The 21,355-nt window shown below is 66.8% G+C and carries 19 protein-coding genes; 12 read left to right on the plus strand and 7 right to left on the minus strand.

From position 1 onward, the window contains the following. The gene (locus VF651_00600; protein HEX7964186.1) at positions 1-1,698 is read right to left on the minus strand and encodes a hypothetical protein; all 1,698 of its coding nucleotides are present in this window, start codon (positions 1,696-1,698) and stop codon (positions 1-3) included. Between the two features lie 182 nt (positions 1,699-1,880). On the opposite strand from VF651_00600, the gene VF651_00605 reads away from it, so the two are divergent. From VF651_00605 to VF651_00620, 4 genes are read left to right on the plus strand one after another with little or no spacing between them, the layout of a single operon-like run. Beyond that, positions 1,881-2,807 carry a hypothetical protein gene (locus VF651_00605; protein ID HEX7964187.1) on the plus strand — a complete coding sequence of 309 codons (927 nt, stop codon included), beginning with the start codon at positions 1,881-1,883 and terminating at the stop codon, positions 2,805-2,807. After that, complete coding sequence (locus VF651_00610) at positions 2,804-3,346, plus strand: hypothetical protein (protein ID HEX7964188.1); 543 nt, start codon at positions 2,804-2,806, stop codon at positions 3,344-3,346. Before VF651_00605 ends, VF651_00610 begins: the two co-directional genes overlap by 4 nt. Further along, positions 3,343-4,269, plus strand: a complete 927-nt coding sequence (locus VF651_00615) for a ketoacyl-ACP synthase III (protein ID HEX7964189.1) — start codon at positions 3,343-3,345, stop codon at positions 4,267-4,269. Before VF651_00610 ends, VF651_00615 begins: the two co-directional genes overlap by 4 nt. A gap of 34 nt (positions 4,270-4,303) precedes the next feature. Further along, entirely contained in the window at positions 4,304-4,555 is a 252-nt protein-coding gene (locus VF651_00620) for an acyl carrier protein (protein HEX7964190.1), read from the plus strand. A 9-nt stretch (positions 4,556-4,564) separates the two neighbouring features. On the opposite strand, the gene VF651_00625 is transcribed toward VF651_00620, so the two are convergent. Beyond that, positions 4,565-5,116 carry a hypothetical protein gene (locus tag VF651_00625; GenBank protein ID HEX7964191.1) on the minus strand — a complete coding sequence of 184 codons (552 nt, stop codon included), beginning with the start codon at positions 5,114-5,116 and terminating at the stop codon, positions 4,565-4,567. Next, positions 5,116-6,339, minus strand: a complete 1,224-nt coding sequence (locus tag VF651_00630; protein HEX7964192.1) for a multifunctional CCA addition/repair protein — start codon at positions 6,337-6,339, stop codon at positions 5,116-5,118. The genes VF651_00625 and VF651_00630 overlap by 1 nt, the downstream gene beginning before the upstream one ends. An 81-nt stretch (positions 6,340-6,420) precedes the next feature. Between VF651_00630 and VF651_00635 the strand changes: the two genes are divergently transcribed. Further along, positions 6,421-6,834, plus strand: a complete 414-nt coding sequence (locus VF651_00635) for a VOC family protein (protein HEX7964193.1) — start codon at positions 6,421-6,423, stop codon at positions 6,832-6,834. Positions 6,835-6,840: 6 nt separating this feature from the next. On the opposite strand, the gene VF651_00640 is transcribed toward VF651_00635, so the two are convergent. Then, entirely contained in the window at positions 6,841-8,811 is a 1,971-nt protein-coding gene (locus tag VF651_00640) for a transglycosylase SLT domain-containing protein (protein ID HEX7964194.1), read from the minus strand. A gap of 104 nt (positions 8,812-8,915) precedes the next feature. On the opposite strand from VF651_00640, the gene VF651_00645 reads away from it, so the two are divergent. The 3 genes from VF651_00645 to VF651_00655 are packed head-to-tail and all read left to right on the plus strand — an operon-like array spanning position 8,916 to position 12,618. Continuing rightward, the gene (locus tag VF651_00645; protein ID HEX7964195.1) at positions 8,916-10,289 is read left to right on the plus strand and encodes an NAD-dependent succinate-semialdehyde dehydrogenase; all 1,374 of its coding nucleotides are present in this window, start codon (positions 8,916-8,918) and stop codon (positions 10,287-10,289) included. A 42-nt stretch (positions 10,290-10,331) separates the two neighbouring features. Then, on the plus strand, positions 10,332-11,813 hold the full coding sequence (locus VF651_00650) for a serine hydrolase (protein ID HEX7964196.1): 1,482 nt from the start codon (positions 10,332-10,334) through the stop codon (positions 11,811-11,813). Then, positions 11,803-12,618: an aldo/keto reductase gene (locus tag VF651_00655; protein HEX7964197.1), complete on the plus strand. Its 816-nt coding sequence runs from the start codon at positions 11,803-11,805 to the stop codon at positions 12,616-12,618. The genes VF651_00650 and VF651_00655 overlap by 11 nt, the downstream gene beginning before the upstream one ends. A 115-nt stretch (positions 12,619-12,733) precedes the next feature. Here the strand turns inward: VF651_00655 and VF651_00660 are convergent, their stop codons facing one another. Next, entirely contained in the window at positions 12,734-13,234 is a 501-nt protein-coding gene (locus VF651_00660) for a DUF2914 domain-containing protein (protein ID HEX7964198.1), read from the minus strand. A 175-nt stretch (positions 13,235-13,409) separates the two neighbouring features. Here VF651_00660 and VF651_00665 point away from each other — a divergent pair, with 175 nt between their 5' ends. Continuing rightward, entirely contained in the window at positions 13,410-14,147 is a 738-nt protein-coding gene (locus VF651_00665) for a hypothetical protein (protein HEX7964199.1), read from the plus strand. 47 nt (positions 14,148-14,194) lie between these two features. On the opposite strand, the gene VF651_00670 is transcribed toward VF651_00665, so the two are convergent. Both VF651_00670 and VF651_00675 read right to left on the minus strand, forming a co-directional pair. Beyond that, positions 14,195-15,625 carry a DegQ family serine endoprotease gene (locus tag VF651_00670; GenBank protein ID HEX7964200.1) on the minus strand — a complete coding sequence of 477 codons (1,431 nt, stop codon included), beginning with the start codon at positions 15,623-15,625 and terminating at the stop codon, positions 14,195-14,197. Between the two features lie 415 nt (positions 15,626-16,040). Beyond that, positions 16,041-16,478: an Hsp20/alpha crystallin family protein gene (locus VF651_00675; protein HEX7964201.1), complete on the minus strand. Its 438-nt coding sequence runs from the start codon at positions 16,476-16,478 to the stop codon at positions 16,041-16,043. Between the two features lie 1,212 nt (positions 16,479-17,690). Between VF651_00675 and VF651_00680 the strand changes: the two genes are divergently transcribed. The 3 genes from VF651_00680 (at position 17,691) to VF651_00690 (ending at position 21,221) form a co-directional block, all read left to right on the plus strand. Next, on the plus strand, positions 17,691-19,838 hold the full coding sequence (locus VF651_00680) for an adenosylcobalamin-dependent ribonucleoside-diphosphate reductase (protein HEX7964202.1): 2,148 nt from the start codon (positions 17,691-17,693) through the stop codon (positions 19,836-19,838). Positions 19,839-20,070: 232 nt separating this feature from the next. Then, entirely contained in the window at positions 20,071-20,388 is a 318-nt protein-coding gene (locus VF651_00685; protein ID HEX7964203.1) for an antibiotic biosynthesis monooxygenase, read from the plus strand. Positions 20,389-20,444: 56 nt separating this feature from the next. Beyond that, positions 20,445-21,221, plus strand: a complete 777-nt coding sequence (locus tag VF651_00690; GenBank protein HEX7964204.1) for an NrdJb — start codon at positions 20,445-20,447, stop codon at positions 21,219-21,221. Positions 21,222-21,355 lie beyond the last annotated feature (134 nt).

Below are 21,355 nucleotides of genomic sequence, written 5' to 3' on the forward strand. Positions count from 1 at the left end.
TCAGCGCTGCGCGGCAGCGTCTCCCGGAGGAGCCTCGTAGCGCGACAGCGCCGTCCCATTGGGGAACCTCCTCAGCGCCCGCACCTTTATCTTGTGCCGGTCGGCCCGCTCCGAATAGGTGAGCAGGTTCTGGGGCCATCCGGGCAAGCCCAGCAAGTACGCGTCCTGCCGGCTTATCAACGCATCGACCAGCTGATGGGGTTGCTCGATGCCGAGCCGGTGCAAGTCATCGTAGAACTTCGGCGAATAGGTGGTCCAACCCAGCTGGATGAGATTGAAATCCATCGCCGGCGGGTGCCGCGGGTCCAGCGCCTCCAGGAAACCCTGCCTGGCCTGGATCACGATGGTGGCGCCGGCGAAATCCCGGTTGAGGCCGTCGATCTCCACCTGTGCGTTGCGCGCTGCCGTCGCGGCTTTCTGGTATCCATGCAGCGTCTGCAACGCGGCCTTGGAGCCGCCGCACAACGCCAGCGCCAGGCTGCAAGCCAGGGCAAGCCGCTCGAAGCGCCCGGCCGGGAAGTGGCGCAGCGCTTGCACCGCCAACACCAGCCCCAGCAATCCGACTCCGAGCTCGAACGTGAATTCCACGCGCGGCAGGAACCCGAAGAACAACGACATCGCCGTGCCGATGCCGAGACACCACAGCGGCGCCAGGGCGCCGATGAGGTTCAGCCGGGATCGCCTCAGGAGCACCAGCCAGAGCGGCAGTGACGCGAACACCAGCAGCACGTAGGGGTTGCGCCAGTCCGCCTTCTGCGCGAAGGTCCCGGCGGCTTCCCTGAGGGAAAGACGCGGCGCGGGGGCTGCATCCAGCAGCACCTGCAGTGCTTGTACCGTATAGGTCCTCTCGTCCAGGAAGTACCAGTTATAGAGGTAAGCCAGGTCACGCCGTGTCCAATGGATGGATCTCAGCGCGGCCCGGTCCTTCATCAGCGCGGCCTTGCGCGGCCGGCTCAGGCGATGTATGTGTCCGCGTAGTTTGTTGAAGGACTCGTACTGCGCCTCCAGCGGGGTGCGGTTCACGTGGCGCCAGCCCAGGTCGGCGACATGGGTGGCGAGGACTGGCACCAGGAAGATGAGCCCCGTGAAGGCCAAGCGCCGGACTGCGGGTCGGGTCTTGCTCTCTCGAAGGGTAAGCGCGAGCACCCACAGCCCGAAACATGCCGAGTAGGCGAGCACGCCGAGCGGTACCTGCGGGCGGATCAGCAGTCCGCAGGCGAACAGCAGGCCGGCGACGAGCGCGCGCAAGCGGACGGCCTCCCCTTCTCTCACTTCAACGCCCAGCCAGGTCAGCGCGCTGGCGCACAACAAGGCGGCGGCCGATGTGTAGTCGAGGAATACCAGGCACCGCACGTAGTAGGCGAAGACCACCAGTGCCAGGGGTGCCCACAGCCAGGGCGAGCGGCAGGTGCGCCACAGCAACCAGAGCCACAGGAACAGGCTCGCCGCGTGGGCGGCATACAGGGCCAGCGGATACCATGCTGCGCCGGGCCACGCCGTATACAGCAGGTGGAGCAGGGAAGTGAAGGGCGCCCCGATGTATGGCACGGGGTAGCCGAGCTTCGCGAACTCGACGATGCCGAAGTTGTCGTTGGTGATGTAGTGGCTCTGCAGGAACCCCCAACAACAGGCGAGGAACGCGATGACCAGTAGTGCCAGGGCGCCTGGCCAGAGCCATGGCCGGTGCCCGCCGCTCATTCGCGTCGGCTGCTGGCTCGGCAGGGAGGGATCAGGGGTCGGGAGGGGCATCTTTCCCGGCCAGTGGGGCAGAGTGGTGAGATTGTACCAGCAGGGCGCCGCCGTCCGCGGGACTCGGACCGCACGCTATAATTTCCATCCGTTCAGGGGTCCGCCGGACCGCGGGACAGACAAGGCGCGCGATGCAAAGCTTCCTGGACATGCTCCCGGCGGGTTACCGCGAATCGTTCGGTATCGGCGAGATCGTGCAGCCGGAGTTCCTGTCTTCCGCGCGCGCCACCGCTTTCACCTGGACCAAGCTCCCCGGCAGGGTCTGTCTCGCGCTCAATCGCGAGTACTTCGATGAGGCCGCGGCGAACAGCAACGTCGTCGCCATCGTCGCGCCGCGCCAGGCCATCACCCCGGGCGCGCTCCCCCGCCAGGCGGTGATCGTCGCCGACAAGGCGACCGACCTCTTCTATGCCCTCCACAACGCCGCGATCCATGCGCCGCGTGCGCCCGCCTCGGCGGTGCGTGAGCTGCATCCCACTGCGCGGGTGGCACCGGACGTACGGCTCCTCGGCGGCGACATCCGCATCGGCGCCGGCAGCGTGGTGCACGAAGGCTGCATCCTGATCGGCCCGCTCGAGATCGGCCCTGACTGCACCGTCATGCCGGGTACCCTGCTCGGCACCGACGGCATGTTCTCCAAGGAGATACTGGGCCGCAAGCACCACATCACGCACTTCGGCGGTGTGAGGCTCGGCCGCAACTGCATCGTGCACGCCGGCAGCAACATCTCCAAGTCCGTCAACTTCGGCGAGGTCACGGACGTCGCTGACGGCGTCAGCATCGGCATCGGCGTCAACATCGGCCACGACTGCAGCATCGGCGCCGACACCGACGTCTCGGGACGCGTGATGCTGGCCGGCCGGGTGACGGTCGGCCGGGACTGCTGGCTGGGCGCCGGCGCCATCCTCTCCAACGCGATCACGGTCGGCGACGGCGCCAAGGTGCGCATCGGCTCGATCGTGATCGGTGACGTCCCGGCCGGCGGCGACGTGTCCGGCAACTTCGCCCAGGACCACAACCAGCGGTTACGTGAGCTGGCCAAGGCGAGGCGCAGGTGAGCAAGGGGCGCTTCGTCTTCAAGGCCGCGCGGGACTACCTGCACAGCACTACCCTGTTCGACCACATCCTGGAGCAGGGCGGTCCGGCGCCTGCCAGGGTCGACTTCCGCTTCGCCAAGCGCACCGATCGGGTCTGCAGCCTCGTGGCGGAGAAGCCCGCCGACGACAAGCTGGTGGCGAGCTACGTGGATTCGCAGCGCAAGCTCTACGCCGTCGAGACGCAGGAACCGATCAGCGAGCGCGTGCCCTACGACGAGGACGCGCTGGCGACGCATTTCACGCTGGAAGGCAGGAGCCTGCGCGTCACCCCCGTGGCGGGCTACTCCTTCATAGAGTGCGTGGTGGCCGGCTACAAGCGGCTCCTCATGTCGCTCTACGGCAAGCAGCGCTTCGCTTTCGTGCGCCTCACCCTCGAGCGCGTGCCCCAGGGCCCGTTCACGGTGACCTTCGTGCGCGAGCTGGGCGGCAATTTCTACCAGGGCAAGATCACCGAGGAAGGCGCCGACATCGGCGGCATCTTCTTCGGCAAGTGGCAATGATCGGCGTCACCGAGGTCGCTTCGTACGTCCCCGGCACCTCGGTCTCCAACCTCGAGCGCGCGGCACTGTCCGGCAAGACCCCCGACTTCATCACCGGCAAAATCGGGTTCAGGCGCGTGACGCGCAAGGCACCGGCCGAAGACACCTCCGACCTCTGCGTGCGGGCGTTCGAGGCGCTCCAGGCGAAGCGGCCGCTGCAGCAGCAGGACATCGACTGCCTCATCGTCTGCACCCAGAACCCGGACGGGCACGGCCTGCCGCACACCTCTGCTGTGGTCCACGCCAAGCTGGGACTGGGGCAGGGCGTCGCCGCCTTCGACATCTCGCTCGGCTGTTCGGGCTTCGTGTACGGCCTCGCCGTGGCCACGGCGTTCATGCAGGCCCAGGGACTGCGGCGCGGCCTCCTGTTCACCGCCGATCCCTACTCGAAGGTGATCGACTCCGAGGACTACGATACCGAGCTCCTGTTCGGTGACGCCGCCGCGGTCACTTACCTCACGGATACGCCCGTGTACCGCATGCTCAAGTCGAGTTTCGCCTCGGACGGCCGGCTGCGCCACTCCATCCAGGTCTCTCCGGAGAGCGGCCGCCTCTCCATGCTGGGCAGCAACGTCTTCAAGTTCACCATGACCGTGGTCCCCGAGCAGATCACGGCCTGCCTGAAGGATAACGGCCTCTCCCAGGGCGACGTGGACCTCTACCTCTTCCACCAGGGCAGCAAGTTCATCGTCGATAACCTCGGCCGGAAGCTGGGCTTGGCCCCCGAGCGGGCGCCCTTCGAGGCCGCGGAGCTGGGGAACACGGTATCATCCACGCTGCCGCTGATGCTGGAGAGGCGGATGGCGGGCGGCCCCAAGCGCATACTATTGAGCGGTTTCGGCGTCGGCCTGTCCTGGGCCACCACCGTACTGGAGAGGGCTTAAGGCCCCGCCGACAGACAACCGGGAGGATACGAACTTGTTCTCGAAAGACCAATTCAGGAATGCCGTGATCGAGGGGCTGAAGCGCGTCCGCAACGTGGATCAGGTGACGATCCGCGACGACGAGAGCTTCGCGAACATCGGGCTGGACTCGCTGGACGGCATGAACCTGGTGCTGGAAGTGGAGTCGATCCTGGGCATCAACCTGGGCGAGTTCGACCTGCGCGGCGCCAACACCATCGAGACCTTCTACGCCAAGGCCTCGGAAGTGGTCTCCCAGCAGAAGTAGCCTGCCGCTCTAGCCTGTTCCGGCCTTCAGGCAGGCCTTCCACGCATCCAGCGCGTCCTCGCGCTTCGGCACCTTCGGTGGGGCATAGGCCGCGTCGATGGCGCCATGCGCCTCCTGGTCGTCGAAGCGCTTCAGGTAGTCATAGGCGTCCTGCCTGGGCCGTCCCAGCAGGCGCAGGCTGATGGCGCTGTCCGCGATCATCGCATCGCGCATGCAGCGCTCCGCCGCCGCGAAGCGCTCCGCCGGAAGCTTCGCCTTGTTCAGCGCACAGCTCTTGAAGTCAGCCGCCGCGTACTCCCAGGCGTCCGTCACAGTGTCGGCATAGACCCGCTTCACCAGCCGGTTCTCCTTCTGCCCCGGCGCGTGGCCGAAGTAGCGGTCTGTCTTCGCCTCGGGCACGCCGCCCACCTTGTACTCGGCGATGCTCTTGATGGAGAGCGCCACCGTGGCGCAGAGCGTGAGGTCCTGCTTCTCCTGCGGCGTGTAACCCGCGGCCTGCACGGCGGATGAGGGACAGAACAGCAATAGGGCCGCGATGGCCGCGGTAAGATGCGCGCCCATCAGTCCCGGCCTATCGCGGCGCGTACTGCTTCGAGGCGCCGCTTCCTGAGCTGCTCGCCGATCTCGGCGCCCTTGAGGTTCGCCGTGTCCAAGGACTCCGTGGTCACGGCCCGGGCCGCCGCGAAGGCGCGGCGCAGGTAGTCGGCCTGCGGGAACGGCGCGTCCTCGAGGCCGGTGCGGCCCCGGTGGTCCGCCTCGCAGGCGGTGAGGAAGAGCCCGAAGCGTTCCGGCCGGCGGAACGCGTCCGCGCCCTCCAGGAGCTTCAGCACCGTGGCGGCGCGCAGCTCCTCCGCCTTGTGCACCAGGCCGTGCTCCCGGGCCACGATCACCGCCAGCTCGCGGAACTCCTTGGGCGTGCGCAGGCGCTCGCACATGGCCTCCACCAGCTTCACGCTGCGTTCCTCGTGGCCGTAGTGGTGCGGCAGGATGTCCTTGGCCGTGGTGCCCTTGCCCAGGTCATGGGTCAGCGCCGCGTAGCGCACCGTGAGCTCGCCCGAGAGCCGCGCCGCCTGGTCCAGCACCATCATCACGTGCACGCCGGTGTCGATCTCCGGATGCCACTTGGCGGGCTGCGGCACGCCCCACAGCCGGTCCAGCTCCGGGAACACCCGCGCCAGCGCGCCGCACTCGCGCAGCGTCTCGAAGTACACGGAGGGCCGCTCGCAGCCGAGCGCCTTCACGGTCTCCTGCCACACCCGCTCCGGCACCAGCGCATCCACCTCGCCGTCTTCCACCATGCCGCGCATCAGCGCGAGCGTCTCCGGCGCCACCTTGAAGCCCAGCGGCGCGAAACGCGCGGCGAAGCGTGCCGCGCGCAGCACCCGCACCGGGTCCTCCGAGAAGGCAGGGGAGACGTGGCGCAGGAGCCGCGCCTCGATGTCCTTGGCGCCGCCGTAGGGGTCCACCAGCTGCCCCTGCGCGTCCTCGGCGATCGCGTTCAGCGTGAGGTCGCGGCGCTTCAGGTCCTCCTCCAGCGTCACCTCCGGCGCCGCGAAGAAATCGAAGCCGTGGTAACCCTTGCCGGTCTTGCGCTCGGTGCGGGCGAGGGCGTACTCCTCCTTCGTCTCCGGGTGCAGGAACACCGGGAAATCCTTGCCCACGGGCCGGTAGCCCTGGTCCAGCAGCTGTTGCGGCGTCGCGCCCACCACCACCCAGTCCCGCTCCTTGTGGGGCAGGCCCAGGAGCCGGTCGCGCACCGCTCCGCCCACGAGATAGGTCTTCATGCGTCAATCTTATCAGGGGTATGCCCGAGTACCGCGACGCGGCAGCCGGCGCATACTTGGCCGCTCCCGAAGGAGGCCCGCATGAATCCCATCAACCCCTACATCTTCTTCGATGGCGACTGCGCCGACGCGCTGCGCTTCTACGAGCGCGTCCTCAAGGGCAAGATCGGGATGCTGATGCGGGAGGACGAGATGCCCGGCGCCAAGCCGCTCTCGGGCCGCAAGCCTCGCATCATGCACGCGCGGCTGGAGGCGGCCGGCGGCATCCTCCTGGCCTCGGACTGGATGGCCGAGCGGCCGTTCGAGCGCAAGCAGGGGTTCTACGTATCCGTGGAGTTCCCGGCGAAGGAGGAGGCCCAACGGGTGTTCGAGGCTCTGGCGGAGGGCGGGCAGGTGAACCTCCCCTTCGCGGACACGTTCTGGTCCCAGGGCTTCGGCATGCTGGTGGACAAGTACGGCACGCCCTGGATGATCAACGGGCCGCGCAAACCCTGATCAGGCTCAGTCGCGCTTGCGGGCGGCCACCGCCGTCTCGGCATCGCCGCTGCGCTTTTCTGCCTGGCTGGTCTTGAGGCCCGCCGCTTCCACCATGCCGATGCGGTCCGAGAGCCGGCGCGGCTTGCCGTTCAGCCGCCAGTCGAACAGCACGGAGTGCGCCATGACGCGGCGCACGTAGTTGCGGGTCTCGCTGTAGGGGATGGTGTCGATCCACACGTCCGCCGGCAGCGCACCTGATTCCGGCCGCCAGTCGTCCACGCGGTTCTCGCCGGCGTTGTAGGCGGCGGTGGCGAGCGCCTCGCTGCCGTCGAAGTGCTGCAAGAGAGTCCCCAGGTACGCGCTGCCCACCCTAAGGTTGGTCTTGGGGTCCAGGAGGTCCTCAGGGTCGTCCAGCGCGAGCCCGATGCGCGCGCCCACGCTCAGGCCCGTGGAGGGCATGAGCTGCATGAGCCCGAGCGCGCCCACGTAGGACACCGCGTTCGGCTTGAACACGCTCTCCTGGCGGATCACGCCGTAGACCCACGAGAGGTCGATGTCCAGGCGCTGTGCCTGGGGCGCCAGCGTGTACTCGAAGGCGATGGGATAGATGAGCGAGAGGTCCTGCCAGCAGCCGCCGGTGGCCATGGCCGGGATCACCCGCGCGTGCCAGCCCCAGCGCTCGGCGAGCAGCGCCGCCTGGCAGCGGGCCGGACCCGAGAGGCTGCGGGTCGCCGCCGCCCACTCCGCGTCCGCCAGCGGATAGAGGCCCGCGTACACGAGTTCGCGCGCGCGCACGAAACCGGCGCGTGACTCCAGCTGCGCGATCACTTCCTTCGCCGGCTTGCTCGTCTCCTGCACGATGCGGTAGTCGAGGTTCAGGCGGTCCGCGGAGAGGAAGCCGTAGTAGTCCGGCGAGCGCGCCAGCTCCCGGTAGATCGTCTTCGCCTCGGTCTTGCGGCCGAGCGCCTCCAGCGCGCGGGCGCGCCAGTAGCGCCACTCCGTGTCGCCGGCGTCGCCCAGGCCGTTGATGTCCTTGAGCGCCTCCTTCCAGTCGCCGGCGCGCAGCGCCAGGCGTGCGCGCCATTCCGGCACGTTCGGGTCGATCGCGTCGTGCACGCCCTTGATCTGGTCGCGCGCGTCCGGCGTCAGGTGCCACACGTGCTGCATCGCCAGCAGCGTGCGCATGTCGCGCAGGTCGTCATGGCTGAAGCGGTAGCGCTTGGTGAGGTCGTTCCACAGGTGCTCGGCGGCCACCGGCGAGGTGCGGGCGAGCAGGCGCACGCCGGACTGCAGCATCTCCTGGTAACGCGGCTCGTCGGGCACCTGGATGTCCTTGAGCTCGTGCGCCGGATCCGCCGCCATCTGCACCCAGCGCTGCGCCCAGGCGCGGTCGTCCGCCGCCAGCCCCGGCGCCAGCGCCGCGGCGGTGGTGAAGTCGCGGTTGTTCAGCGCCGCCTGCACGCGCTTGCGGCGCATGTCGCTGGTGATCAGGCCCTTCGTGTCCATGTAGTCGAACAGCGTCTGGCACACGTCCAGCGGCACGCCCGGCGTCAGCCACAGGCGCTGCGCGTCATCGGTCCACGCGTTGTGGTCCGGCTCGTCTTCCTTCAGCAGGTGCGCGCTCACCGAGGCGCAGCGCAGCGGCAGGCTGCTCTCGTCGCGGTAGTAGGCGAGCACCTTGCTCCATTCCTGGCGCTTCGCCAACGCCACCAGCCAATCACGGCGCAGGTCATCGTCCATGGGCAGGTCCTGGTTCTCAGCCAGGAACTGCTCCACCAGCGCATCAGGCGCGCGGTCGAGCGTCGCTTCGAGATACGCATAGCGCAGGTACGGATAGAGCGGATAACCCTTAAGGGTCTCGAGGTACGGCGCGAGCTTCGGCATGTCGCCGCGCGTGGCGGCATCCCAGGCGAGCTTGAAGTCGGCGCGCTGTTGCGGAAGAGGATCGGCGTCCGGTGCGGCGGCGCGCGCGATTCCAGCGAAGCACGTCGCCACGAAGACGCACGTCAGGATACGTAAAGACCACATGTTCAATAGGTTACCGCGCGCGCGCCGGCGGGCATATGCTCAAGGCGGGCCCGCCAGTGAATTTTACAAATATGAACAAAAACGGCTTCACCAGCATAGACCCCAGCACCGGCCAGGAGAATCAGGGATACCCTGATTGGGAGCCCGCCCGGCTCGACCGGGCCCTGGACCGGGCCGCCGCTGCGGCCCCCGGCTGGGCGGCCTTGGGCATCCAGGAACGCTGCGCCTTCCTGCGCCGGGCCGGCGACGTGCTGCTGCGGGAGCGGCACCGCTATGCCGAACTCATGAGCCGGGAGATGGGCAAGGTCACGGCGGAAGGCCTCGCCGAGATCGAGAAGTGCGCCGGCGCCTGCAAGTACTACGCGGATGAAGCGCCGCGCATGCTGGCGGACGAACTCATCGAGACGGACGCGAAGAAGAGCCTGGTGACGTATCAGCCTCTCGGGGTGCTGCTCGCGATCATGCCCTGGAACTTCCCTTTCTGGCAGGCCATCCGCGCTGCCGCGCCGGCGCTCGCCGCCGGCAACGTGGTGGCGCTCAAGCACGCCGACAACGTGCCGGGCTGCGGCCTCGCGCTGGAGGAAGTGTTCCGGGAGGCGGGCTTCCCCGAAGGTGTGTTCCAGACGCTCATGGTCACGGTGCCCGGCGTGGACAAGGTGATCCGCGATCCGCGCGTGCAGGCCGTCACCCTCACCGGCAGCGAGCGCGCCGGCGTCGCCGTCGGCCAAGCCGCCGGCGAGACCCTCAAGAAGTGCGTGCTCGAACTCGGCGGCTCCGACGCCTTCGTGGTGCTGGAGGACGCGGACCTCGTCAGCGCCGCGAAGCAGGGCTGCCTGTCCCGCTACCAGAACGCGGGGCAAAGCTGCATCGCCGCCAAGCGCTTCATCCTGGTGGAGCGGGTGGCGGATGCGTTCCTGGAAGCATTCCGCGCCCAGGCGGCGGCGCTCAAGTCCGGCGACCCGCGCGGGGAGGGCGTCACGCTCGGGCCCCTGGCGCGGCTCGACCTTCGGGACAAACTGCACGAGCAGGTACAGGACGCACTGTCCCAGGGCGCGGTCTCCGTGCTCGGCTGCCAGAAACCCGCCGGTCCCGGCGCGTTCTATCCCGCCTCCATCCTCGACCGCGTGCGGCCCGGCATGCGCGCCTGGCGCGAAGAAGTGTTCGGCCCGGTGGCGACCATCATCCGGGTCAAGGACAAAGAGGAAGCCCTGGCGGTCGCGAACGCATCGAGCTATGGCCTGGGCGGCAGCGTGTGGACGGCGGACCGCGAGCGGGGCGAGGCCTTCGCCCGGCGCATGGCCTGCGGCAGCGCCTTCGTGAACCGCATGGTGAAGAGCGACCAGCGCCTGCCCTTCGGTGGAGTGAAGAAATCAGGCCACGGACGCGAGCTCTCGCGCCACGGGATACTCGAGTTCGTGAACGTGAAGACCCTGAGCCTTGATTGAGGGTATCTTGTTCGACTGAAGGTCCTCCCGGAGTCAGCGGACATGCCCAGCTTCCGTCCCAGGCGCCCTGCAGTCGTGGGCGCCTTCATCCTCATGGCTGCTGCCGCGGCCCCGCTCTGGGCCGCCGAGCCTGCTTCCGATGCGGAGCTGCATCGGATGCTGGTCACCCGCGTGGATTCCCAGAAGCTCGCCACCGGCATCGTGATAGGCATCGTCGAGCCCTCAGGCCGGCGCATCGTGAGCTACGGCACCCTGGGCCTGGACGACAAGCGGCCGGTGGACGGCGACACCGAGTTCGGCATCGGCTCCCTCACCAAGGTCTTCACCGCGCTCCTGCTCTCGGACATGGCCCGGCACGGGCAGCTCAGCCTGGACGACCCTGCCGCCAGGTACCTGCCCGCCGGCCGTGTGAGCTTGCCCCGCTTCGAGGGCAAGCCCATCACGCTCGCGGATCTGGCCACCCACACCGCCGGCTTCCCGATCCGGCCCACCAACCTCAAGTCGGACTGGGCCAAGCAGGACGAGATGGGCCAGATGATGGTGACCCAATACAAGGAGTACGAGGGCTACACCCTCGATGACCTCTACAGCTTCGTGTCCTCGTTCACGCTCAAGCAGGCGCCGGGCACCCACTACGAGTATTCCAACGTCAACTACGGCCTGCTCGGCATCGCGGAATCCACCCGCGCCGGCAAGCCCTATGGCGAGCTGGTGCAAAGCACCATCCTCGACCCCCTCGCCATGCACGACACCCACATGCAGTTGCCGCCGCCGCTGCAGCCGCGTCTCGCCATGGGATACACCGCCTTCTATGGCCAGCTCAGCGCTGCGCCGCCGGAGCCCATGGGCCCGCTGGACGCCGCCGGGGCCTACTATTCCACCGCCGATGACCTGTCCCGCTTCCTCGCCGCCGTGCTCGGCCTGGAGAGATCGGACCTCAAGCCCGCCATGGACGCGATGCTCGACGTGCGGCATCCCGGCGGCATGACGCCCTTCGGCCCGCCCGCCGGCACGGACCAGATCGCGCTCGCCTGGAACGTCCATACCGACGGCGACCACCAGGTGGTGTGGAAGAACGGCAGCGTCAGCGGCTACCGCGCCTTCATGGGTTACGACCCCAAGCGCCGCATCGGCGTGGTGGCCCTGGCCAACGCCCAGAGCGGTCCCGGCGTGGACGACATCGGCCTGCACCTCCTGGACCCGCATCTGCCGGTGGACCTCACAGTGCCGAAGTTCTATGCGCAGGTACCGATGGACGCCGCCACGCTGGAGCGGTACGCGGGCACTTACCGCTTCTCGCCCACGGACGCCATCACCGTCGTCCGCCGGGGAGACCATCTCTACCTCACGGAACCGGGGCAGCCGAAGCTCGAGATGTTCGCCTACGGCCCGCAGGACTTCTTCCTCAAGATCGCCGACGCCCAAGCCAGCTTCAGCGAGGTGAAGGATGGCCATGCCATGAAAGTCATCTGGCACCAGGGTGGGCAGGATTCGCCGGGTACGCGGGTAGACGATGCTCACTAGAAGGATCCCCCGCACCGGTGAAGCGCTCCCTGTCATCGGCATCGGCACCTGGGAGAGGTTCGACGTCGCCTCGGGCGCCCCCCGCCGCGCCCAACTGAAAGAAGTCCTCGCTACCCTGTTCGCCGCCGGTGGGCGTCTCATCGACAGCTCCCCCATGTATGGCCGTGCCGAGGGCGCGGTGGGCGAGCTGCTCGCCGCCCTGCCGGATGCGCCCAAGCCCTTCGTCGCCACCAAGGTCTGGACCCAGGGCCGCATCGAAGGCGTCGCTGGGATGCAGCGTTCCGAGCGGCTCATGGGCGGGCGGCTCGACCTCATCCAGGTCCACAACCTCCTGGACTGGCGCACGCACCTCAAGACTTTGGAAGAGTGGAAGGCCTCAGGCCGCATCCGCTACATCGGCATCACCCATTACACGCCCAGCGCCCACGCGGAGCTGGAGAGCGTCATGCGCGCCGCGCCTTGGGACTTCGTGCAGCTGGACTACGCGCTGGAGGACCGGGCTGCCGAGCGGCGCCTCCTGCCGCTGGCGCAGGAGAAAGGCATCGCCGTGATCGTGAACCGGCCCTTCGGCGGCGGCGGCCTCATCCGCCGCCTCGTGAAGCAGCCCCTGCCGGACTGGGCCGCGGCCGCCGGCTGCTCCAGCTGGGCGGCGCTGCTCCTCAAGTTCATCTTAGGCAACCCCGCCGTCACCTGCGTCATCCCCGGCACCGGCGACCCGGCCCACATGCGCGAGATATTGGAAGCCGGCACCGGCAGCTTGCCCGATGAAGCGACGCTGAAGCGCATGCGAGCGCTAGCCGACTGAGAGGGGGCATCCCTGTCCGAATCCGTTCCACCGCCCGAAGCGCGGGGCACACCAGAAAAGAGAAGGGGCTGCCGAAGCAGCCCCTCCTACAGCCAATAGCTCTCTTCGTTTTTTATTATTTCGTCGCCGCCGCGGGAGCCGCGGAAGCATCAGCCTTGGTGTACTCGAAGGTCTTGCTGGTCAGCACGTTGCCGGAGGCGTCCATCACCTCCACCTTCCAGGTGCCGAGCTTGGAGGGGTCCAGCTGCTTGCTGGTGTTGGTGCGGTAGCGCGCCGAGCTCGGGGTCTGCTTCACCTCGGCCTGGGTGATGTCGTTGTAGCTCCAGCGGAAGGTCACTTCCTGCCCCTGCAGGTTCACCAGCACGCAGTAGAAGAAGATGCGGGTGTTGCTGTTGTCGAGGGTGGTGACCGCGTCGTTCGGCTCGTGGTTGGTCACGCCGCTGGTGAACTGGGCGCGGCTCACGGAGCCGTTGGCGGCGGGCTTGGCGGGCGCCTCGGAGGCAGCCGGGGCGGCGGCTGCGGCGCTGCCGGCGGCCGGCATGTCCTCGGCGAACGCCGAGCCGGCGGCGAGCAGCAGGCCGAACGCGAGCGCCATGATCTTTTCGTTCTTCGACATGACTGATTCTCCCTTCAGGGGCAATGTGTGGATGTGTGAAGAAATCGTGGGATGTCCCCGCGCCGAGTATATATCTATGGGACGTCAGCATCATGGCTCCGATGCCGACCCTACATAATGCGGAGAAAACATAATGCGAAGACGCATGGAGGCGTTGGTCCTGTCGGCTGTGTTGATGACAGTCCTGCATCCCGTCCGCGCCGAGCCCGTGCCTTCCGTTGCGTCCAGCACCGCACCTGCCGCCACCACCGCGCCTGCACCCGCGACGAGCGCGGCACCGCCGGCTTCCACGGCACCTGCCAGGCCTGCGGCGGGTGCCGCCGCTGCCACCGCACCGGCAGCGGGCGTCGCGCCCACGCCGCCTCCCACCAGCGCGCCCACGCCTGCCACCAGCGCGCCGCCGGTGAAGCTGCAGTACTCCTACGTGGACGTGGCCACGCTGCACACCCAGCCCTACGGCAACCACGACATCGGCCACGGCCAGCGGGTGGACTTCGCCTACGCGCTCGGCGATGGCGCCTACCTGGTGCTGCACGGCATCCGCCGCAACCTCAAGGTCTCCACCAGCCGCGCCTATGACGCGGGTTTCGGCTTCCACACCACCGCCACGCCGGGCCACAACTTCTTCATGGAACTCCTGTGGAGCAGCTACAGCCTCGACCGCCAGCCCGCGGAGGACATCAGCGGCCACGATTACGCCGCCCGGCTCGGCATCCGCGCGCTGCCGGTCGCGAACCTCGAGCTCTTCGCCGACCTGCGCTACAACCATGATCCCAGGCTCGCCGGCCGCAGTGCCGGCGAGTGCGGCTTCCTCTACCACTTCGGCTTCGCGCCCTCCGTGGCGGCGGGCTTCAGCCTGGGGGCGAACGGAAAAGAGAATGATTACCTCATCACTCTCCGGTGGTACTACTAAAAGAAAAGGCCCCTTTCGGGGCCTTTTCAATATCAGCGGCTTTTAGCTCAACCGCCGAGAGACACATAGAACATTTGATCTTCACGACGAACCGTCAAGAAGAGTGAACCGTCCTTGTCCTTCAGCGCCAGCTTCCGAAACTCCGCGGCGCTCTTCACCGGCTGGCGGTTCACGGCGATGATCACGTCGCCCTCCCGCAGGCCCGAGTAGGCGGCGTCGCTGTCCGGCGCGATGCCGGTGATCACCACGCCCTGCACCTGGCCGTAGAGCGGCGAGTTGTTCTTCTCGAGGTTGGAGACGTTCAAGCCATGCAGGCCGTTGTCGGTGCTGCCGCCCTCGTCGCCGCCTTCCGTGTCGCCTTCCTCGCCCTTGCCGATGGTGGCCTTCACGCTCATCGGCTTCCCGCCGCGCACGATGCCTAGCGTCACCTCCGTGCCCACCCGCATCACGCCGAGCGTGCTGGTGAGCCCGGAGTTGCTGAGCACCGGCTGGCCGTTCACGGTCAGGATCACGTCGCCGGCCTTGATGCCGGCCTTCTCCGCCTCGGAGCCGGACTGCACCTGCGTCACCACCACGCCGGACTGCTGGCTTATCCCCAGGCCCTTGGCGATGTCCGGCGTCAGGTTCTGGATGGTGATGCCGAGCACGCCGCGCTGCACCTTGCCGTACTGGATGATCTGCTCCATCACGTTGCGCGCCATGTTGATGGGGATCGCGAAGCCGATGCCGATGTTGCCGCCGGAGCGGGACAGGATCGCGGTGTTGATGCCCACCAGGTTGCCGTTCAGGTCGATCAGCGCGCCGCCCGAGTTGCCGGGGTTGATGGAGGCGTCGGTCTGGATGAAGTTCTCGAACTTGCCGTCCTCGATGCCGTCGCGGCCGAGCGCCGAGACGATGCCGGAGGTCACCGTGTGGGTGAGGCCGAAGGGGTTGCCGATGGCCACCACGAAGTCACCCACCTGCAGCGCGTCGGAGTTGCCGAGGCTGATGGCGGTGAGGTTGTCCGGCTCGATCTTGAGCACCGCCACGTCCGTCTCAGGATCCTTGCCCACCACCTTGGCTTTGAAGCTGCGGTTGTCGTACAGCGTCACGGTGATCTGGTCCGCGTTCTCCACCACGTGGTTGTTGGTGAGCACGTAGCCCTTGGCCGCGTCCACGATCACGCCGCTGCCCAGGCTCTGGAACTTGCGTTCCACCGGGGCGCCGCCGCGACCGCTGCCGCCGAAGAACTGCTGGAAGAAGGGGTCGTTCATGAACGGGTTGTTCTGCTGCACCTGCACGTGGCCGCGGGTGGAGACGTTCACCACCGCCGGGCCCACGCGCTTGATCACGGGCGCGAGCGTCGGTACCGCCTGGCCGGTCACGGCCGCGGGCGGGGGGTTATGGGCCTCGGCGGGGAGGATCACGGAGAGCGAGGCGGCGGTGAAGACCGTGGCCAGCAGCGAGGCTGCGGCGAGCACTTGGGCGATGCGTTTCATCGTTGGGCGTCCCTCAATGGATGTCAGCGGATGGATGGGTCGTTGCGACTCAGGGTCCTGGGCGATAACGCGTGGGGCCGGCGGGCGTGTACCCGCGGCGCGCTTTGGCGCCCATAAGGCCCGATGCACGGGCAGGGCAGAAGGTCGCAAAGTCCCGTAAATGATACGACCCCCGGAGGGGTCATTGGGTTCAATCCACTATATAAGAGGCCAGCCGTACCGGCGCGCCGCAACCATGAAGCGCACCGATACGGCCGGACCTTCAGCTGACTCTTAGTTAACTTTCACCGCGATCTTGCGAGGCGCGGCAGCGCAGGATGCGCTGCGACTGCCTGGTCCGGACCTGTGCCGGACCAGGCAGGTCCGCGAAGGCCAGGGATGGCCTTGCGGACACGCCTGGAAGAAGGCGGCGGTCTTAGTGGCTCGCCGTCTTGACGGCGATCTTACGAGCCGCCGCCTTCGCCAGCTTCGGAATCACGATCTCCAGCACGCCGTGGCTGCCGTGGGCGCTGATGTTCTCCGCGTCGGTGCCTTCCGGCAGGGTGAAGCGGCGCAGGAAGCGGCCACTCAGGCGTTCCACGCGCTTCCAGCCGTCCTGCTCGGTGCGGGACTCGGCCTTGCGCTCGCCGGAGAGCGTGAGCACGCCGTCCTCCATGCTCACCTCGATGTCCTTCGGGTCCACGCCCGGCACGTCCGCATGGATCACGAAGCGCTCGGCCTCTTCCTTGATGTCCACGGAAGGCACCCAGTCGGCCGCCGGGGCGGCGTCGCGGGTGAGCTGGCCGTGCTGGCCGGCCAAGAGCCGGTCCACCAGGTCGAAAGCGCCCCAGGGCTGGTAACGGATCAGTTGCATGGTCATCACCTCAAAATGAGTTGTGGGATAAGTCGATGTCTCCTAGGTATGGGTGGGAGGGGATTTCTCAAGCCCCCCTGAATGCCTGGAAATGGGGCTTGGAGCCGCCTCCAGCGGCCCCCTTTATCAAGAGGGCGCGTTCCGCCGCGCCCACGGGCCCCTTTTCTTTGCTCGCCCAAAGAAAAGGGGCGAAAAGAAAGGGCGCCCCCGGGATGCCGGCCCGAAGCGGGCTGAAGCTGCGCGCTTCGCTCGCTGCGCAGCTTCACCCACTGGGCTTCCCTGCCCCGCGTGTGAAGGCGCCGCCGTCCTGGCGGCGCCCTTCGGCTTGGCTTGCTCGCTCCAGTGCTCGCCGGCATCCAAGGGGGTGGGAAGAATTCGCGTCTCTATCTCTTTCCCCGTAGCGCGAGCCGAGCATCGCAGCGAGCAAGGCCGGCCCGAAGGGGTGCGGCCCAGGGAGGGCCGCACCCGCGCGAAGGGACAGGGATGTCCCGTGAGCGCGGCCCCGCAGCGAGCGAGAAGCGCAGGGGTGAGCCGCGAAGCGGCGAACGGCCGGCCAGGGATGGCCGGGCTGACGGCACGCCAGGGACGGATACCCTGGCGTGCCCCGCGCTCCGGGCGAGCGCTTTTGGTTACTTTTGGCGCGCCAAAAGTAACCCGCCGCCAGGAGGCGGCGGAACGGATTTGGACAGGATGTCGCTTCCAGGAAGCCGCCCCTCCAGATCACTCCTGGTCGGTTGCGCTACTGCAGCCCGGGCCACGCCCACCGCTGCGGCTTTTGTGCCCACTTCCGGCCATGACGTCCTGCCAGACGGGGCTTACAAATCCTCAGGTATTTACCCCACTTCCATTGCCCAAGGCTTTGTGATTTACTCGCGCCAACCCTAGATGTTGTGTTGTCTGCTGTGGCGGGTACAGGGCCTAAAACAGCAAGAAGACGGCTTAATTTTGTCTTCTAACCCTTTGATTTATAACATTAAGTTAATTTGACAAGCCGGGGTTCAGGGTCTACGCTTAATCGAGGACAAGTTGGGCCGGGCAGGCACAAGATGTTGTGGTCTCCATTCCCCAGCTTTTCCACATGTTATCCACGGATTGGACACAGGGTCTGCAACGGAAGCGTCAGTGCAGACCGGGCTGGGGGCCGCTTTGTGAGGGGCGGTTCCTATTCAAAGTCGAAGAAATGCCCACATATTCATGGAGGCTGAGTCGTTGATGAACACCGTGCTGAAGCCGGCCCCCGCGGCCGTCACCGAGATCCAAGTGCAAGAAGCCTCCTCCGACATCTGGGACAAGAAGTACCGTCTCAAGGCCAAGGACGGGACCATCATCGACCACGAGGTGGACGACACCTGGAAGCGGGTCGCCAAGGCCCTCTCCGACGTAGAGGCTCCCGAGAAGCGCGCCGAGTGGAACGAGAAGTTCCTGTGGGCGCTGCGCAACGGCGCCATCCCGGCCGGCCGCGTCACCTCCAACGCCGGCGCCCTCGAGCACAAGCCCGCCACCAGCACCATCAACTGCACCGTGTCCGGCACCATCCGCGACTCGATGGACGACATCCTGAACAAGGTCCACGAGGCGGGCCTCACCCTCAAGGCCGGCTGCGGCATCGGCTATGAGTTCTCCACCCTGCGCCCCCGCGGCGCGTACGTGGCCGGCGCCGGCGCCTACACCTCCGGCCCCATGTCGTTCATGGATATCTACGACAAGATGTGCTTCACCGTGTCCTCGGCGGGCGGCCGCCGCGGCGCCCAGATGGGCACCTTCGAGGTAGGGCACCCGGACGTCACCGACTTCGTGCGCGCCAAGCGCGAAGACGGCCGCCTGCGCCAGTTCAACCTCTCGCTCCTGGTCACCAGGGACTTCATGGAAGCGGTGAAGGCGGACGGCGAGTGGCAGCTCGTGTTCCCGCTGGACAAGAAGGAAGCCGAGAGCGGCGACATCGACCTCAAGGATCCCACCAAGGTGGTGTGGCGCGAGTGGCCGACCACCGTCAACTACCTGGTGGACGAGCAGGGCCTCGTCGCCTGCCGCATCTACAAGACCATCCACGCCCGCAGGCTGTGGGACCTCATCATGGCCTCCACCTATGACTTCGCGGAGCCCGGCTTCGTGCTCATAGACAAGGTCAACGAGATGAACAACAACTGGTGGTGCGAGAACATCCGCGCCACCAACCCCTGCGGCGAGCAGCCGCTGCCGCCCTACGGCTCCTGCCTGTTGGGCAGCGTGAACCTCACCAAGTTCGTGCTGGAGCCCTTCACGCCGAATGCCCGCTTCGACTGGGACCAGTACCGCGAGGTGGTCAAGGTCTTCACCCGCATGCTGGACAACGTGGTGGAGATCAACGGCCTGCCCCTCGAGCAGCAGCGCAACGAGATCAACCGCAAGCGCCGCCACGGCATGGGCTACCTGGGGCTGGGTTCCACCATCACCATGCTGGGCTGGAAGTACGGCTCGCTGGAATCCGTGAAGTTCACGGAAGACGTCTCCCGCGAGATGGCCATCGCCGGCTGGGAAGAGGCCCTCGAGCTCTCCAAGGAGAAGGGCCCCGCCCCCATCATGGTGGAGGAGTTCACCGTCACCGCCGACATGCTGAGGAAGCGCCCCGAGATGGCGCAGGACGGCTGGAAGGTGGGCGACAAGATCAAGGGCCGCGAGCTGCACGCCAACTACAGCCGCTACATGCAGCGGGTGGCGGAAGTGGCGCCGGACCTGGTGGATGCGCTCGCCGCCCATGGCGCGCGCTTCACGCACCACAGCTCCATCGCGCCCACGGGCACCATCTCCCTGTCGCTGGCCAACAACGCCAGCAACGGCATCGAGCCCAGCTTCGCGCACCACTACTTCCGCAACGTGATCCGCCCCGGCAAGAAGTCCAAGGAGAAAGTGGACGTCTACTCCTTCGAGCTGCTGGCCTACCGCGAGCTGATCAACCCGAAGGCCATGCCTAACTCCGAGAAGGCGGACGAGAAGCTGCCGGAGTACTTCATCACCGCGGAGAACATCACCCCCAAGGAGCACGTGGACATCCAGGCCGCGGCCCAGAAGTGGATCGACTCCTCCATCTCCAAGACCGCGAACGTGCCCACGGACTACCCGTACGAGCAGTTCAAGGACATCTATCTCTACGCCTACGAGCAGGGCCTCAAGGGCTGCACCACCTTCCGCTTCAACCCGGAGGCGTTCCAGGGCGTGCTGGTGAAGGAGCAGGACCTCAAGAACACCGTGTACAAGTTCACCCTCGAGGACGGCACCGTCGTCGAGGCGCGGGGCGACCAGGAGATCGAGTATGACGGCGAGAAGCATACCGCCGCCAACCTGTACGACGCTCTCAAAGAGGGCTACTACGGTAAGTTCTGAGGAATAAGAAGGTTTTGTTGGAGGTGAAGCAAGGAACGCTGTGAGCGTGTATTGGTTGCCAGGGATGCAGGCAGTACGGAGACGCAAACAGCTTTTAAGGTTCCGGCGTCCCGCGAGGGACGTTACCGGGAGACCGGGAGGGGTCGGGCGGCCGGTAAAGCCGCTCGATCTATTTAAGACCGGAGACGCATTTTTAGAGGTGGAGAGCGTGAGCGAGCAAAGTGCCGGCAAGATGCCACTGCCGCCGTACTACGTGGCCATCTTCACCTCGCGGCTCAACTCCAACCCGGCGGGCTACGCCGAGATGGCGGAGCGCATGGCCGAGCTCGCCGCCCAGCAGCCGGGCTACCTGGGCGCCGAGAGCGTGAGGGACGCGGATGGCCTGGGCATCACCGTCTCCTACTGGAAGGACGAGCAGTCCATCCGGAACTGGAAGCGCGAGTCGGAGCACCGGGAGGCCCAGGAGACGGGCCGCAAGCAGTGGTACCAGTCCTACCAGCTGCGCATCGCCAGGGTGGAACGGGCTTACGGGTACGAAGCCCCCAAGTGACATGTCGGCAGGCGCATAGAGCGGTTGCCTATACTTAAGAGACAGAGGTCAGGAACATGAGCAGCATAAAAATAGAGAAGAAGATTACCCGCTACGCGGTGCAAAAGCCCGAGGAAGTGGCGGTGAAGCAGGACGCCGAAGCCAAGCAGGCCGAGAACAAGGCCGCGGCCCTCGCGCTGTCCTCCAAGCCCGTGGAGAAGATCGTCACCGAGCGGGCCGAGAAGAAGCACAAGGCGGAAGTCATCCGCATGCACGAGGCCCTGGAGCGCCCCGAGCTCCTCATCGGCAGCACCTACAAGGTGAAGACGCCGGTCTCGGACCATGCCATGTACATCACCATCAACGACATCATCCTGAACGAGGGCACGCCCTACGAGCAGCGCCGCCCGTTCGAGATCTTCATCAACTCCAAGAACCTGGACCACTTCCAGTGGATCGTGGCCCTGACGCGCATCATCAGCGCCGTGTTCCGCAAGGGCGGCGACGTGGCGTTCCTGGTGGAGGAGATGAAGGCGGTGTTCGACCCGCGCGGCGGCTACTGGAAGCCGGGCGGCAAGTTCATGCCCTCGCTCATCGCCGAGATCGGCGACGTCATCGAGAAGCACCTGGTCTCCATCGGCCTCATGCACAAGGAAGGCCTGGACGACCACCAGAAGAAGCTCATCGCCCAGAAGCGCGCCGAGTTCGAGGCGGCGGCGAAGCAGACCGATGCCTTCGCGGACTCCAAGTTCCCCGCCGGCGCGCAGCTGTGCCAGAAGTGCAGCACCGCGGCGGTGGTGATGATGGATGGGTGTATGACGTGTCTTAACTGCGGCGACTCAAAGTGCGGCTAATAGCGTCGCCAGCGACCCGGATACTTCGTTGAAGCGGCGGGCAAGGATGCTCACATACACTAAGAGTATGCTCCGCCCCTTGCCCTGGCTTCGCCTCGTCTGCGGGCCGCGGGCTCGCTCTTAGTTATGAGAAT

The organism is Gammaproteobacteria bacterium, from assembly GCA_036383255.1.
Taxonomy (GTDB): Bacteria; Pseudomonadota; Gammaproteobacteria; order Natronospirales; family REEB76; genus DASUBN01.

What these genes read in the sequence shown, in the direction of transcription:
- VF651_00630 (HEX7964192.1), bottom strand. Translation starts at nt 6,339, where the DNA reads ATGAAGACCTATCTCGTGGGCGGAGCGGTGCGCGACCGGCTCCTGGGC.
- VF651_00670 (HEX7964200.1), bottom strand. Translation starts at nt 15,625, where the DNA reads ATGAAACGCATCGCCCAAGTGCTCGCCGCAGCCTCGCTGCTGGCCACG.
- VF651_00690 (HEX7964204.1), top strand. Translation starts at nt 20,445, where the DNA reads ATGAGCAGCATAAAAATAGAGAAGAAGATTACCCGCTACGCGGTGCAA.
- VF651_00675 (HEX7964201.1), bottom strand. Translation starts at nt 16,478, where the DNA reads ATGCAACTGATCCGTTACCAGCCCTGGGGCGCTTTCGACCTGGTGGAC.
- VF651_00665 (HEX7964199.1), top strand. Translation starts at nt 13,410, where the DNA reads ATGACAGTCCTGCATCCCGTCCGCGCCGAGCCCGTGCCTTCCGTTGCG.
- VF651_00645 (HEX7964195.1), top strand. Translation starts at nt 8,916, where the DNA reads ATGAACAAAAACGGCTTCACCAGCATAGACCCCAGCACCGGCCAGGAG.
- VF651_00660 (HEX7964198.1), bottom strand. Translation starts at nt 13,234, where the DNA reads ATGTCGAAGAACGAAAAGATCATGGCGCTCGCGTTCGGCCTGCTGCTC.
- VF651_00605 (HEX7964187.1), top strand. Translation starts at nt 1,881, where the DNA reads ATGCAAAGCTTCCTGGACATGCTCCCGGCGGGTTACCGCGAATCGTTC.
- VF651_00635 (HEX7964193.1), top strand. Translation starts at nt 6,421, where the DNA reads ATGAATCCCATCAACCCCTACATCTTCTTCGATGGCGACTGCGCCGAC.
- VF651_00615 (HEX7964189.1), top strand. Translation starts at nt 3,343, where the DNA reads ATGATCGGCGTCACCGAGGTCGCTTCGTACGTCCCCGGCACCTCGGTC.
- VF651_00650 (HEX7964196.1), top strand. Translation starts at nt 10,332, where the DNA reads ATGCCCAGCTTCCGTCCCAGGCGCCCTGCAGTCGTGGGCGCCTTCATC.
- VF651_00655 (HEX7964197.1), top strand. Translation starts at nt 11,803, where the DNA reads ATGCTCACTAGAAGGATCCCCCGCACCGGTGAAGCGCTCCCTGTCATC.
- VF651_00600 (HEX7964186.1), bottom strand. Translation starts at nt 1,698, where the DNA reads ATGAGCGGCGGGCACCGGCCATGGCTCTGGCCAGGCGCCCTGGCACTA.
- VF651_00680 (HEX7964202.1), top strand. Translation starts at nt 17,691, where the DNA reads ATGAACACCGTGCTGAAGCCGGCCCCCGCGGCCGTCACCGAGATCCAA.
- VF651_00685 (HEX7964203.1), top strand. Translation starts at nt 20,071, where the DNA reads ATGCCACTGCCGCCGTACTACGTGGCCATCTTCACCTCGCGGCTCAAC.
- VF651_00625 (HEX7964191.1), bottom strand. Translation starts at nt 5,116, where the DNA reads ATGGGCGCGCATCTTACCGCGGCCATCGCGGCCCTATTGCTGTTCTGT.